General features: G+C 47.3%; 1 pseudogene. It reads left to right on the top strand.

The window, feature by feature from the left end:
* Window positions 1-258, top strand: a pseudogene (locus FD23_RS11010) (RNA-guided endonuclease TnpB family protein); the annotation flags it as partial.

The raw sequence follows: 258 nt of genomic DNA, 5'->3' as shown, positions 1-258 counted from the left end.
AGATACGGCAGGTGCCGGCATTTCTTTTTGAACCGCTACTGCGGCATCAATTCGATGCTTGCGGTTAATAACTGGTAGGCTCTGCGTAACCAAGTTCGTAAATGGGACAAGCCGGTTAAAGGCTCAAAAGGCAAGCTGGAAACAGTCTACAACTTTCAGACCAAGCACTGGGTTGGTGCTCTCCGTGAAGCATGTGCCAACATAAAAAGCATGTGGTCGAATCTGGCTAACCGTTTGAAGAAGCTGATTCAAGGAAAT

It is taken from the genome of Lactobacillus delbrueckii subsp. delbrueckii DSM 20074 = JCM 1012, assembly GCF_001433875.1.
Classification (GTDB): domain Bacteria; phylum Bacillota; class Bacilli; order Lactobacillales; family Lactobacillaceae; genus Lactobacillus; species Lactobacillus delbrueckii.
This window is presented reverse-complemented; position numbering and strand designations above follow the sequence as displayed.